This window comes from Litorivivens sp. (genome assembly GCF_041625495.1).
In the GTDB taxonomy this organism is placed as follows: Bacteria; Pseudomonadota; Gammaproteobacteria; order Pseudomonadales; family Spongiibacteraceae; genus Litorivivens.
This window is the reverse complement of sequence record NZ_JBFJTH010000104.1, coordinates 1-13,435: the sequence shown is the minus strand read 5'-3', so window position 1 is coordinate 13,435 and position 13,435 is coordinate 1. Positions and strand designations below refer to the sequence as shown.

Genomic DNA, 13,435 nt, shown 5'->3' with positions numbered 1-13,435 from the left:
GTCGTGGAACACCGGAATGTTGCACTGCTCAATCAAAATGCGTTCAATCTCGAAACACTGAGGCGCCTTGATGTCTTCCAGATTGATCCCACCAAAGGTATCAGCAATACGCACGACGGTGTCGATGAACGCCTGCGAGTCTTCGGCGTTGACCTCGATGTCAATGGAATCCACATTGGCAAAACGCTTAAATAACAGAGCCTTGCCTTCCATTACCGGCTTACTCGCCAATGGACCCAGATCACCCAGACCGAGAATGGCGCTGCCATCAGAAATAACCGCAACCAGGTTGCCCTTGGCGGTGTATTTGTAGGCCAGCTGCGGATCGCGGGCAATCTCCCGCACGGGCTCCGCGACACCCGGGCTGTATGCCAGGGCCAGGTCCCGTTGGGTTTCCGCAGGTTTGGTTAATTGAACGCCGATCTTCCCCGGCGTCGGTTCGGCGTGATACGCCAGCGCAGCGCGCTTGAAATCCTCAGACATTGCAGGTCCGGTTCGTTGAAATAACCCTAAAGAGGCGCAGAAGCATATAGAAAAGCGAGGGGCGCCTCAAGGGCACGGCAGGCCACTTTTCGAGATGCATCCAGCATAACGAGTGTGTTTACTGTGAATACTTACTTCCTCGCAGAGAGGGCCCACATCAAGTGCTGGGCATTATGGTGTGACAGAGTTGATTTCGCCCACCATCCTTTGCTTCGTAAAGCTTCTCGTCCGCGACATCTATTAACCTATCTAACGCCAGCTGCTCATAGTCCACGGTGGTTACCGCGCCTGCACTCACGGTGAGCACATCACCCGTCGTTGCGCCCTTGTGTTCAATACCGGCCCCGGCAAGTTTTGCCATGAAGGCCTCCATGAGACCCACAGCTTCGCGTGGCGACAGACCAACCATAATTACCGCGAACTCCTCGCCGCCGTAGCGCGCCACAAAACAGCTTTCAGCGCTAAAGGCTTCTTTCAGTATCGCGGCTACTTTCTGCAGGCATTCATCGCCATAGCTGTGTCCATAGCTATCGTTCACTTGCTTGAAGTGATCTATGTCAATGAGCGCGAGCGTTAAACAATCAATCTCATCGGCTTTATGGAGAAGGCTCTGAAGCTCTTCATCAAACGCCCTGCGGTTAAAGAGATCAGTCAGCGGGTCTTGGACTGCCAGCTCACGCGTGCGGATTTCAGCAAGTTTTCGCGTAGTGACGTCAATATGCATGATTGAAACATAGGGCGCCCCGTCCACCTCAAATCGGGTGACACGCATGGTGAACCAGCGCTTTTTTGTCGGGCTATGGCAGGGGTATTCAAGGTACTCAAGTTTCGACGCGCCGGTGGCGACAAGCTTGATAGCCCGGACAGCCCGTCGAGCGTGCGCATCACCACCCCTGGCTGCCTTCTCGCAGCTTTCGAAGTAGTTCATGCCAACGCCGGCAATGGTCGACGCGCACCCGGCGTTCTGCTCTCCAAACGCCTGCCAGGCGCTGTTAACAAACACGATATCGCCTGCCAGGGTTGTGACAGAGATCGAGGAATTAAGCGAATGGATCGTAGCGCGTAAGAACTTCGCCTCTGCTTCCGGAGAAACCGAAGGATTGTTCATTGAAATCTGAGCCCTCTGGCGCCATCGATGAGGTAAAGGGTTTCTACTGCACTTGCGCCGGCCAAACTAAACATGAAACCCCTGCTGCCCCTACAGGTTAAGGCAAGCAACGCAAGTTTGCACCTTTTACGGATTAGTAGCATAGCGACGCACACCGGACCAACAGGCGAGGTTATACGCATCGCGGGAAGCGCTCAAAGTGTCGGGCTGCGCATACCACAGCCCACCGGAAGGGAAAAATTTCTATGATTTCAATCAGATCGCCATGAACGACTGACCCTATTACCCTGCTGGATGATACTGCGGCAGGTCGTAAAGCCCGTCTACACAAGGCTCGCAAGCCTTATTAATTCTGTTCAGGACGGTAAACAGCAACGGCACGATATGGCTACTGATAACCGGCTTACCGCTGCTAACCAACGATACCGCAAGGTCGCGCTGCGGGTCTGCCCAACAAAGGATATTGCTAAAGCCCAAGTGACCAAAAGCGTGATGAGTATCGACGCCGTACAGCCCCGCCGGCTTACCACCCAACATCATGCCTGCGCTATAGCGCATGGGTAGCATCAGTGATTTATCAAGACGAGCACCGCCGACCTCACGCGTACCGCGCAGCACTGTCACCGGGTCGAGAACGCGTTGGCCCTGCCACTCGCCGCGGTCCAGCATCATCTGGAAAAAACGACACGCTTCCTCGGCGGTTGAATAAATATTGCCCGAGGGAATGACCGAAGATTTAAATTCCGGGCTATTTGAAATCTCAATGACCTCCGAGACACTGGCCCCGAGCACATTGCTAAGTAAATTTTCGATAGGCTTGGGGTTTTTCAGACCGGTTTCATAGTGACGCGCCACATTGTCATGATGCTCTTCGCCTATGCCATAGGTGAAATATTTCATACCCAACGGCTGTCGGAACACCGTATCGAGATATTGCTGGATGGTCAGGCCAGTAGTGACTTCAACCAGTTTCGCCATGACAAAGCCACCGGTAACCGCGTGGTAGGCTGATATCCGCCCGTCGCTATGCAGCGTTTCCATCTCGCAGATATGGCGCAGAGCTTCGTCCGGATTGTAGAGCACATCACGCGGCACATCCGCCGCAATACCAGGCACCCCTGCGCGGTGGCTGAGCAGATCGTGGATAGTGATATTGGCTTTGCCGCCCGCAGCAAACTCAGGTATGTAGTAACTGACGGGCGTCAGCAGCTCAACATGCCCTTCTTCCGCCAGTTTGTGAATCAGCATGGCCGATACTGCTTTCGACGATGAAAACAGGCACACCGGGGTCTCAAGAGAACCGACAACGGGCTCACACTCACCCATCGCGCCCTTGACGTATCCCAGCGACCGATTCAGGATCATCTCACCGTGACGGCGCACGCAGAGCGAAACAAACGGGTGAGCGCCACGGCGGTAAAAATCCTCCACCCCGGCCCAGATTGATTCCACTTCTTCAGCGGTAACACCGCTTTTGTTGCCAGCTCCCGCTTCGTTGGGATCAATATCCGTCAGCGGCGCCAGATCTTCCGGCACTTCAAAACCACGAAACACCTTGCGTTCGATCGCTTGCAACAACTTCTTCTTACGGGCAAACATGCTTACTCCTCGTCCGTCTCCAGCATCGCTGGGTGACGCAATACCATCATGTGCGCAGGATATTGCGCACGGTGCCTATCTCTATAAATCAACCATCCACGCACCGTCAACTCCTGTCCCACCAGGGATTGCATATCCACCCCCCGAAAATGGACCTGATCACGCTTATCAAGGCGTAGCGACAACGCACTATCCAATTCTATCCAGAGGGCTCGGCGACTGGGAGACACCCGCGTTACCCGCCCGGTGACACGCTTAAATCCGGCATCTGCCGGGGTTAGTGACTTCGCCCTCAATATCTCGGGCATCCGCCAAACACCACGCTCGGACCGCCTCGCCGCCAGTTCAGCTGCTCGCAGACAGGCCACATCGCGAAGATTGGGCGGCACACTGACCTGCCAGCCCAATCCCTGCTGCAAAAGATACTCGCCCAGATGTTTTTTATCCCGGTCGCGATAAACCGCCGCCAAGGTGCGGCCATAGCGATCCATTGGCTCATGTCCCGGCGCCAGCCATACGGTTTTGCCAAGCCATTGCCTGACCGCCCGCGCCGCCGCGACAGCGTATGGCTGATGGGGGGCGCCATCACGGCCGATTTCCGGAGTATTGACGCCAATCAGGCGCACCAGACGGCCGTCGGTCAGACGCAGGGTGTCACCATCCACCACACTCTCAAGGGTGGCAGGCTGCAGGGAGGAGGGAGGGATACAGTCCGCTTGGGCGGCGGCTGCCAGCCAGACACATACAAAAACGCCCAACCATAACTGGCTGGGCGTTCCTGAAATCATGGACTGAAACCGGTAGGTAACAATCAGGCTTTTTTCGCACCGCGGCTGCCGAAGCGCTTGCGGAAACGATCTACGCGACCGCCGGTATCCATCATTTTCTGGGTGCCGGTGTAAAAGGGGTGGCACGCAGAACATACGTCAAGGTGAGTGTCCTGACACATGGTAGAACGGGTTTTAATCACATTACCGCAGCTGCAGGTAGCCGTGATTTCTTCGTATTTGGGATGAATATCCGCTTTCATGATGGAATCCTCTTGAGCGCCGCCACCTGATCTCTCGCCAGGCACCGCGCAGGTCATCAGTAATAAAAACCGGCCCAGACATTATGCCGGGGTCGAAACAGGCCGCGAATCTTACCAGAAGTTGCTTAATAATCAACCGAAAGTACGCGCAGTTCCTGTCTTTCAGCGATGTTGCTCAGGAAATTCTCTATAGCCTGACTACAGCTTTCATTATACTGCGCCGATGCTGATTCTTGATATTGCCGTTCCCTGCCCACTGCGCCGCAGCTTCGACTACCTGCCCCCGGAGAATGCAACCACCATTCAGGCCGGCATGCGTGTGCTGGTGCCGTTTGGCAACCGCCGGCTGGTGGCTGTCGTTCTCGGCACCAAACAGCACAGCCAGATCGCCGGCAACAAACTAAAGGCGGCGGTAAGTGTGCTCGATACCGAGCCCACCCTCAGCCCGGACCTGCTGGCGTTGGGCCGCTGGGCAGCCAATTACTATCACCATCCAATTGGCGAAGTGTTACAACAGATGCTGCCGGTGCGTTTACGCCGGGAAAATCCACCCCGGGAACAGGTGGAACTGGCCTACAGCGTCACCGATAGCGGGCGCGAAGCACTGGCAGCAGACCTTCTCAAACGCGCCAAAAAACAGGCTGCCCTTTTGTCTTGGCTAAGCCACCAGGAAAGCGCCAGTCGCAATACCCTCAAACAGAACGGCTACGACTACCCGGTCATCAAAGCGCTGCTGGACAAGGGCTATATCGCCGCCAGCCGCCACACGGCCAAGCCCGTGGCCGCCACTCCGGCTAAGACTCTCAATCAGGAGCAGCTGCTGGCCGTCAACGCCATTACAGAGGCCTCCAAGCAGTTTCAGCCCTTTTTATTGCAAGGTGTCACCGGTAGCGGCAAAACCGAGGTCTACCTCCAGGCCATAGAGCACTGCGCGCAATCCGGACGCCAGGCGCTGGTGCTGGTGCCGGAAATAGGGCTAACACCGCAAACTCTGCGCCGTTTTGAGGCGAGGTTTCCAGGGCAGGTCTGTGTGCTGCACTCCGGGCTGGCGGATGGCGAGCGCCTGACCGACTGGCAGCGCGCCGCCCGCGGCGACTGCGCAGTTCTTATCGGCACGCGTTCGGCCGTATTTGCCCCGTTTCGCGCACTGGGCCTGATCATTATCGACGAAGAGCACGACCCTTCTTATAAACAGCAGGATGGCTTTCGCTACTCCGCCCGGGATATCGCGGTTAAACGGGCCGCCGACCATCGCTGCCCCGTCGTGCTGGGCTCGGCCACTCCCAGCTTGGAAAGTCTGCACAATGTGAACACGGGAAAATATCACCGCTTGCAGCTCACCCAGCGGGCCGGCGGCGCCAGCGCCCCCACCATCAAGTTGCTGGATATCCGCAACAGTGATCTCAATAACGGCCTGGCCCCCCAAAGTATGGACGCGATAGCCGATACCCTGGCTCGGGGCGAGCAGGCACTGGTTTTCCTGAATCGGCGAGGCTACTCCCCGCTACTGCAATGCCACGCCTGTGGCTGGGTTGGCCAGTGCGACCACTGCGATGTATCGCTTACGGTGCATTTTGGACGCCGACAGTTGCGCTGCCATCACTGCGACGCCTACAAACCGCTGCCTGATAGTTGCCCTTCCTGCAAAAACCACAGCCTCACCTACAAAGGCCCCGGCACCGAGCGTCTAGAACAAACTCTGAAGACCACTTTCATCAATACCCAGGTAATACGCATAGATCGCGATACCACCAGCGGCAAGGGTGCCATGCGCGATATGGTCAACGCCGTAAACGAGGGCAAACCATGCATTCTGGTTGGCACACAGATGCTAGCCAAAGGTCACCACTTTCCGCTGGTGACGCTGGTGATTATGCTCGATATCGACGGCGGCCTGTTCAGCCCGGATTTTCGCGGCGCGGAACGCGCCGGGCAGCTCCTGACACAGGTCGCCGGCAGAGCCGGACGCGCACAGCGCAAGGGCACGGTATTGATCCAGACCCACGCCCCCGATCACCCGATACTGGGCACGCTCGTTAGACAGGACTACGACCCCTTTGCCGAGCAGTTGCTGGCCGAGCGCGAGCAACTCGGCCTGCCCCCCTGCAGCCACACCGCCGTGATACGCGCCGAAGCCAACTCACTGGAGGCCTGCGACAGCTTTTTGCAGGCGGTGCGACGCGGCACAGGTATGCCCGGCAATGATGCCCAGTTCATCGGGCCACTACCCGCTCCCATCGCGCGCAAGGCTAACCGTTACCGCTGCTCACTGATTCTACTGGCGGAACAACGCAAACAGCTGCACACCCTGCTGAACAGGGCGCGGGCGGCCGCAGAACCACTAAAACCCGGCTTTGCCCTACGCTGGACGATTGATGTCGATCCACTGGAGTGGTTCTAACGCAACTTTTTGACGCATCTCACAAAGTAGCGAGGTGCTTGATGGCATCTTCCCGAGTTAATTCGGCGCCAGCTGGCAGACCGTAGGCGAAACAGGGATAATAGCCGCCCTCTTTTCACAGTAGCGTCCAGGAGTTACCCGCCCACCATGAAGGAACAGATCGTCACCCTGATCGAGCAGGCCATTGCATCTTTGCAAAGTGGCGACTGGCCTGCAGACCTCGAACCCAAGGTGCAGGTGGAGCAGACCCGCGACAAAAGCCATGGCGACTTTGCCAGCAATGTCGCGATGACCCTGGCCAAGCCCCTGCGCAAGTCACCGCGCGATATTGCCCAGCAGATCATCGACGCCCTACCCGACAATGCCCTGGTGAACAAAGCTGAAATTGCCGGCCCAGGCTTTATCAACTTCTTTCTGAACGCTGACGCTGCCACCGGCATCATAAGCGAGGTACTCGCCGCCGGCCGCAGCTTTGGTCGAAATGATGTCGCGCAAGGCAAAAAGGTGCAGGTTGAATTTGTTTCTGCCAACCCCACCGGGCCCCTGCACGTGGGCCACGGCCGTGGCGCCGCTGTGGGTGATGCACTGTGCCGCCTGCTGGAGGCCACCGGACATCAGGTGACCCGCGAGTTTTACTACAACGATGCCGGCGCCCAGATAGACAATCTGGCGCGCAGCGTACAGGCCCGCTGCCAAGGCCTAGGGCCCGATAGCCCGCAGTGGCCGGAAGATGGTTACCGCGGCGAATACATTGTCGACGTTGCCAAATCGTACATGAATGGCGATACCATCGACGCGGAAGACAAACATGTGACCGGCGCTGCCGATGCCGACAATCTGGATGCGATTCGCGATTTTGCGGTGGCCTACCTGCGCCGTGAGCAGGATCTGGACTTGAAAGCGTTTGGCGTCGATTTTGATGTCTACTTTCTGGAATCCTCCCTCTACGCCGAGGGTAAGGTAGAAGAAGCCGTGCAGACCTTGGTTAAAAACGGCTTTACCTACGAAAAAGACGGCGCGCTGTGGCTGAAAACCACCGACTTTGGCGACGATAAAGATCGGGTCATGCGCAAGCGCGAAGGCGGCTATACCTACTTTGTACCCGACGTGGCTTACCACCTGAACAAGTGGCAGCGCGGTTTTAACACCGTAATCAACGAACAGGGCGCCGACCACCACAGCACCATTACCCGCGTTCGCGCCGGCCTGCAGGCACTCAATGCCGGCATTCCCCAAGGCTGGCCAGATTACGTATTGCACCAGATGGTCATGGTGATGCGCGGCGGTGAAGAAGTGAAAATTTCCAAGCGCGCCGGCAGCTATGTCACTCTACGCGACCTGATAGACGAAGTGGGACGCGACGCCACCCGCTATTTCCTGGTGGCCCGCGCGCCCAGCTCGCAACTGACCTTTGATATTGATCTGGCCATTTCTCAGAGCAACGACAACCCCGTGTATTACATTCAGTACGCCCACGCACGGGTGTGCAGCGTGTTGCGCAAACTGTCCACACAGGGATGGAACTGGTCTGTAGAGAGCGGCTGCGATTCGCTCGATGCACTCACCGAAGAGGCCGAACTGGCACTGATGAAACGCCTCTCAGCCTACCCCGACGTGGTGACCACAGCGGCCAGCAGTTTCGAACCTCACACTATAGCCAACTACCTGCGCGAACTGGCCGGCGAATTTCACAGCTACTACAACAGCAACAAAGTATTAGAAGATAGTGAAACTGTTCGCAATGCCCGTGTTGCGCTTTCGGTTGCGGTACGTCAGGTTATTGCCAACGGGCTTGATCTGCTCGGCGTATCCGCCCCGGAGGAAATGTAATTGGCGACCAAACGCACACGCGGTGCAACCGCATCGCGTAAAACCGAATCTGGTATTCCCGCCTGGGTCGTATTCTGCGCCGGGGCAATCTGCGGCGGCTTTCTGACCTTTCTCGTATTTCTCAGCGGTGTTGATACTGGCAGCGAGAAAACCGAGGTTGCCAGCAAAAAACCGGAAAAGCCGGTGCCAGTGAGCAAACCGCGCACGGAAACCCAGTTCGATTTCTTCACGCTGCTGCCCGAACGGGAAGTCATCGTGCCCGAGGAGCAGCATCCCCGCCAGGAAGAGAACACCGCAAACGAACAGCAATATCAGTTCATACTGCAGGCGGGCTCGTTTAAATCCAATGCCGACGCCGATCGCCGACGGGCCGAATTGCTGCTGCTGGGACTAGAAGCCAAAATCGAAGCGGTAGAAGCAAACGGTGATACCTGGCACCGGGTTTATGTGGGCCCCTTTACCTCGCGCTCGAAACTGTCGAAGGCGAGAACTACGCTGATTTCAGAAGGGATAGAAACGCTCCTGCTTAAGCGAAAAATCGCAGGGTGATTTCCGGGCCAGACGCAGGAAGCCGTGGCGTCTGGCAAAAATATCGCCCAACCCTCGCAAAAGGGTTGAATTTCGCCCCCATCCCCCCAATATCTCCCTGATACCCGCCAACAACGAGGTTCTGAGTGGAACAATACCGAGGCACAACCATTCTCTCCGTACGCCGCAATGGCCAGGTCGTCATCGGTGGCGATGGCCAGGTGTCCATGGGCAATACCGTCATGAAAGGTAATGCGCGCAAGGTACGCCGCCTCTACGGCGACAAAGTGCTGGCGGGCTTTGCCGGTGGTACAGCCGATGCCTTTACCCTGTTTGAGCTGTTTGAGGCTCAGCTGGAAAAATACCAGGGGCACCTAACCCGTGCCGCCGTTGAATTGGCCAAGGCCTGGCGCACCGAGCGAGCCCTGCGCCGCCTGGAAGCCCTGCTCGCGGTTGCCGACAAAGAAACCTCTCTCGTGATTACTGGCAACGGCGACGTGATCGAACCCGAAGACAGCCTTATCGCCATCGGCTCCGGCGGGCCCTTTGCCCAATCTGCCGCCCGCGCCCTGCTGGACAACACCGACATGGATGCCCGCGATATTGTCGAACAGGGGCTGAAAATCGCTGCGGATATCTGCATCTATACTAATCACAATCGCGTGATTGAAACCCTTGAGACATAACACAATGCTGACTTGCCGGACGTCATACACCGGGCGCGACGGCGTCACCCATTCTGGTCAAACCATACACAACAAATTGCAGCACGTGCTTTTCACGTCAGTCGTAGCTACGTCAGACCTACGGAGTTCCCAATGTCACAAATGACACCCCGTGAGATCGTTCACGAACTGAACCGTTTTATCATTGGCCAGGACAAGGCCAAGCGCGCCGTCGCCATTGCCCTGCGCAATCGCTGGCGCCGCATGCAGCTCGACGAAGAGCTGCGCGCGGAAATAACCCCGAAAAACATTCTAATGATCGGCCCTACCGGTGTTGGCAAAACCGAAATAGCCCGCCGCCTGGCCAAGCTGGCCAACGCCCCCTTTCTGAAGGTCGAAGCCACCAAATTTACCGAAGTTGGCTACGTTGGCCGCGACGTAGAATCCATCATTCGCGATCTGGTCGACGTATCCATCAAAATGCACCGCGAAGCCGAAATGAACAAGGTTCGGCACCGCGCTGGCGACGCAGCTGAGGAACGCATCCTCGATATCCTGCTGCCACCCGCCCGGGATTCGCAGGATGCCAGTCCGGACAAGGAAAACAGCACCCGACAGATGTTCCGCAAAAAGCTGCGCGAAGGTGAGCTGGATGACAAGGAAATCGATATTGAAGTAAATGCCTCTCCCATGGGCGTGGAAATCATGGCGCCGCCCGGCATGGAAGAAATGACCAACCAGCTGCAAAGCATGTTTTCCAACATGGGCAGCCACCGCAAAAAGTCGCGGCGCATGCCAGTCAAAGCCGCACTCAAGCAGCTTACCGACGAGGAAGCCGCCAAGCTGGTTAACGAAGAAGAGACCAAAGCTCAGGCAATCCAGGCCGTGGAACAGAACGGTATTGTCTTTCTCGACGAGATCGACAAAGTGGCGAAACGCCAGGAAACTGGCGGCGCCGATGTTTCCCGCGAAGGCGTACAGCGCGATCTGCTGCCGCTGATTGAGGGCTGCACCGTAAGCACCAAGCACGGCATGGTCAAAACAGATCACATTCTGTTTATTGCCTCAGGCGCTTTTCACCTGAGCAAACCGTCGGATCTGATCCCCGAACTGCAGGGCAGACTGCCTACACGCGTTGAACTGGAGGCCCTGACACCCGATGATTTCGAGCGCATTCTAACCGAGCCAAATGCCTCGCTGACCGAACAGTACATCGCGCTGCTCAACACCGAAGGCATGACCATCGAATTCACCGATGACGGCATTCGCCGACTTGCAGAAACCGCCTGGGAGGTTAACGAGCGCACTGAAAACATCGGTGCCCGGCGCCTGCACACCGTACTTGAGCGCCTGCTGGAAGAAGCGTCTTTTGTCGCCACAGATTCGGCGGAAAAAACACTGGTCATCGATGCGGCCTACGTGGATGCGCAACTGGGCGCACTGGCGAAGGACGAAGACCTCAGTCGGTTTATTCTCTAGCGAGAGCGCAAAACATGAGCGACAACATCACCCCGGCCGGCATAGAGCTACACCAGAAATCCCGAGAACTGGAGCTGGTCTATGCCAACGGCGAACGACACCGTCTTAGCTGTGAACTGCTGCGGGTACTGTCGCCATCAGCCGAAGTACGTGGCCACGGTGCCGGACAGGAAAAACTGCAAACCGGCAAGATCAACGTGGCCATCACCGACATCGTGCCGGTCGGCAACTACGCCATCCAACTCAAGTTCAGCGACGGACACGACAGCGGAATTTACTCCTGGAACTACCTGCGCGAACTGGTGGACAACCGGGAGCAGTACTGGCAGGACTACCTGCAGAAGCTCCATGACGCAGGCGCCAGCCGCGACCCGGAGGTGCAGGTAGTGAAGTTTTTCGACGCCGACAGCAACACCTGACTACCCAACACTGCTGTTCATATGGCATCGTAGCCCCTGAGAATTATTACAACGATAGCCAGGGGCAATTACATCATGCCAACAAAACCCTTCTACGGCTGGATTCTGGTCGCGGCCATGCTTGTGTTGCTGAGCGTTGGCTGGGGCACCACCGTCTATATGTTCAGCGTGGTCGCCGGTGCCTTGCACACAGAATTCAACCCGACCCGACTGGTGCTCATGACCTGCTCAACCGGCATGATGCTGATGGTGGGACTAAGCTCACCGCTGCTGGGTAAACTGCTGGACCGCTACCCCAATAAATACTTGATGATGGCAGGTACCGTGAGCATGGGGCTTGGCTTTATCTGTATCTCACTAAGCCCCTCTATTACTCTGGTCGTGGTGAGCTATATCCTGCCGATTGGTTTCGGTATGGCGACCCTGAGCACCCTCACCGTATCCACACTACTGGCGCGCTGGTTTGTGCGACGGCGTGGGCTGGCCATCGGCATCGCCGCACTGGGCACCCAGTTCGGCGGCTTTCTCTACCCACCCATTTTTGCCACCGTAATGGCCAACCACGACTGGCGCTTTGCCATTGGCGGGCTTGGCATTCTTATTATCGCAATCGTACCCGTGCTGGTCTGGACACTGGTGGTAGACCGGCCGGAAGACAAAGGGCTTCACCCGGACGGCGACGCCACCGCCGCGCCGGCTCCGGAGACGACCAGCACCGCCGAAAAGTTGTCATTCTGGCAGCTGTTGAGGCAACGCAACTTTTTACTGGTGGTGTGCATCGTGGGATCTGCAGTCGCCACCAACACCGTATTACTGGCCAATCTTGCCTTGTTCGCCACAGACCTTGGCGAGGCGGCAGTGCGCGGCGCCTTTCTGGTATCCCTGGTCGCCCTGCTTGGCGTGTTCTTCAGCCCAGCCGTTGGCTGGCTTAGCGATGTCATCAGTATCAAGCTGGTAACGGCATTGATTACCGCCTCACTGGCGGGTTCCTGCCTGGTATTCAGCGTGGCCACCAGCTACCCCGTATTGCTGATGGCTGCGTTTCTGATGGGCATCGGTGGCGGCGGTGTATTTCCGCTGTGGGCATCATTGGTTGGCAAGCTTTACGACACCCGGATTTACGGTCAGGTAATGGGGGCAACCACGCTGGTGATTGCCCTGTTTACGGCAATAGGCCCACCCTTCGGAGGCTGGGTACACGACACCACCGACAGTTATCGGCTGCTGTTTTTGACCTTGCTTGGCATCCTCAGCGTAATGACCGCGCTGATAACGCTGATTCGCCTGCCTTCTCAAACCGGCCAGGCTTGACCGCGCCTTACCGGAGCTTATGCACGGTCACCGGTTTGCCCGGCAACTGCAAATTGTAAAGATCGAGCCGACGATCCTTGAGGTTCGTAACAGTACCCTCATTATGCAAAATCTTGAGCTTGTCGAGGTCGAGGTCGGAAAACAGCAGCATTTCCGTATTCGGAGTGGCTTCGTTCAGAACTGCATCGTGAGGGAAGGCAAAGTCTGACGGGGTAAGAACCGCCGATTGAGCGTACTGCACATCCAGGCTGTCGACTTGAGGCAGGTTGCCAACACTGCCCGCAATGACCACATAACACTCGTTTTCGATAGCGCGGGCTTGGGCGCAATGCCGCACCCGCAGGTAGCCGTTTTTGGTATCGGTCCAGAATGGCACAAACAGTATCTCTACTTCGTGTTCCGCCAATAGTCGCGATAGCTCCGGGAACTCGCAGTCGTAGCAGATCAGAATCGCGACGCGACCGGCATCGGTTTCAAAAATGTTCAGGGTATCGCCGCCAACCATTACCCAGTCCCAGCGCTCGTGGGGCGTCATGTGCAGTTTGCGCTGCTCACCGACACTGCCATCTCGCCGACACAGGT

12 protein-coding genes and 1 pseudogene are annotated in these 13,435 nt (G+C 57.0%); 7 read left to right on the top strand and 6 right to left on the bottom strand.

Going from position 1 to position 13,435, the window contains the following annotated elements:
• From ABYP39_RS12475 to rpmE, 5 genes and pseudogenes are all read right to left on the bottom strand, one after another.
• Nucleotides 1-483 (bottom strand): annotated as a pseudogene (locus ABYP39_RS12475) (malate dehydrogenase); the annotation flags it as partial.
• Nucleotides 484-640: 157 nt separating this feature from the next.
• Entirely contained in the window at nucleotides 641-1,486 is an 846-nt protein-coding gene (locus ABYP39_RS12470) for a GGDEF domain-containing protein (RefSeq protein ID WP_372782819.1), read from the bottom strand.
• A 387-nt stretch (nucleotides 1,487-1,873) separates the two neighbouring features.
• A complete protein-coding gene (locus tag ABYP39_RS12465; RefSeq protein ID WP_372764759.1) occupies nucleotides 1,874-3,190 on the bottom strand; it encodes a serine hydrolase domain-containing protein in 1,317 nt (438 codons plus the stop codon).
• Nucleotides 3,191-3,192: 2 nt separating this feature from the next.
• Nucleotides 3,193-3,978, bottom strand: coding sequence for a thermonuclease family protein (locus ABYP39_RS12460; protein ID WP_372747423.1), 786 nt, complete (start codon nucleotides 3,976-3,978; stop codon nucleotides 3,193-3,195).
• 23 nt (nucleotides 3,979-4,001) lie between these two features.
• Nucleotides 4,002-4,220: a 50S ribosomal protein L31 gene (gene rpmE / locus ABYP39_RS12455; protein WP_372747422.1), complete on the bottom strand. Its 219-nt coding sequence runs from the start codon at nucleotides 4,218-4,220 to the stop codon at nucleotides 4,002-4,004.
• 223 nt (nucleotides 4,221-4,443) lie between these two features.
• On the opposite strand from rpmE, the gene ABYP39_RS12450 reads away from it, so the two are divergent.
• The 7 genes from ABYP39_RS12450 (at nucleotide 4,444) to ABYP39_RS12420 (ending at nucleotide 12,853) form a co-directional block, all read left to right on the top strand.
• The gene (locus ABYP39_RS12450; RefSeq protein WP_372782817.1) at nucleotides 4,444-6,621 is read left to right on the top strand and encodes a primosomal protein N'; all 2,178 of its coding nucleotides are present in this window, start codon (nucleotides 4,444-4,446) and stop codon (nucleotides 6,619-6,621) included.
• Between the two features lie 147 nt (nucleotides 6,622-6,768).
• The gene (argS, locus tag ABYP39_RS12445) at nucleotides 6,769-8,451 is read left to right on the top strand and encodes an arginine--tRNA ligase (protein WP_372758520.1); all 1,683 of its coding nucleotides are present in this window, start codon (nucleotides 6,769-6,771) and stop codon (nucleotides 8,449-8,451) included.
• Nucleotides 8,452-9,000: an SPOR domain-containing protein gene (locus tag ABYP39_RS12440; protein WP_372747419.1), complete on the top strand. Its 549-nt coding sequence runs from the start codon at nucleotides 8,452-8,454 to the stop codon at nucleotides 8,998-9,000.
• A 125-nt stretch (nucleotides 9,001-9,125) separates the two neighbouring features.
• Entirely contained in the window at nucleotides 9,126-9,665 is a 540-nt protein-coding gene (gene hslV, locus ABYP39_RS12435) for an ATP-dependent protease subunit HslV (RefSeq protein ID WP_372747418.1), read from the top strand.
• Between the two features lie 132 nt (nucleotides 9,666-9,797).
• Nucleotides 9,798-11,123 (top strand): ATP-dependent protease ATPase subunit HslU, encoded by a 1,326-nt coding sequence (gene hslU / locus ABYP39_RS12430; RefSeq protein WP_372747417.1) that lies wholly within the window; start codon nucleotides 9,798-9,800, stop codon nucleotides 11,121-11,123.
• 14 nt (nucleotides 11,124-11,137) lie between these two features.
• The gene (locus ABYP39_RS12425; protein ID WP_372747416.1) at nucleotides 11,138-11,542 is read left to right on the top strand and encodes a gamma-butyrobetaine hydroxylase-like domain-containing protein; all 405 of its coding nucleotides are present in this window, start codon (nucleotides 11,138-11,140) and stop codon (nucleotides 11,540-11,542) included.
• Between the two features lie 75 nt (nucleotides 11,543-11,617).
• On the top strand, nucleotides 11,618-12,853 hold the full coding sequence (locus ABYP39_RS12420) for an MFS transporter (RefSeq protein ID WP_372758519.1): 1,236 nt from the start codon (nucleotides 11,618-11,620) through the stop codon (nucleotides 12,851-12,853).
• Between the two features lie 7 nt (nucleotides 12,854-12,860).
• Here the strand turns inward: ABYP39_RS12420 and ABYP39_RS12415 are convergent.
• A partial coding sequence (locus ABYP39_RS12415) for a nitrilase-related carbon-nitrogen hydrolase (RefSeq protein ID WP_372782815.1) occupies nucleotides 12,861-13,435 on the bottom strand: 575 nt, incomplete at its 5' end.

Bases quoted from the DNA above. Each gene is read 5' to 3' on its own strand.
- ABYP39_RS12425 (WP_372747416.1), top strand. From the start codon at position 11,138: ATGAGCGACAACATCACCCCGGCCGGCATAGAGCTACACCAGAAATCC.
- argS (WP_372758520.1), top strand. From the start codon at position 6,769: ATGAAGGAACAGATCGTCACCCTGATCGAGCAGGCCATTGCATCTTTG.
- ABYP39_RS12460 (WP_372747423.1), bottom strand. From the start codon at position 3,978: ATGATTTCAGGAACGCCCAGCCAGTTATGGTTGGGCGTTTTTGTATGT.
- rpmE (WP_372747422.1), bottom strand. From the start codon at position 4,220: ATGAAAGCGGATATTCATCCCAAATACGAAGAAATCACGGCTACCTGC.
- hslU (WP_372747417.1), top strand. From the start codon at position 9,798: ATGTCACAAATGACACCCCGTGAGATCGTTCACGAACTGAACCGTTTT.
- ABYP39_RS12450 (WP_372782817.1), top strand. From the start codon at position 4,444: ATGCTGATTCTTGATATTGCCGTTCCCTGCCCACTGCGCCGCAGCTTC.
- ABYP39_RS12420 (WP_372758519.1), top strand. From the start codon at position 11,618: ATGCCAACAAAACCCTTCTACGGCTGGATTCTGGTCGCGGCCATGCTT.
- ABYP39_RS12465 (WP_372764759.1), bottom strand. From the start codon at position 3,190: ATGTTTGCCCGTAAGAAGAAGTTGTTGCAAGCGATCGAACGCAAGGTG.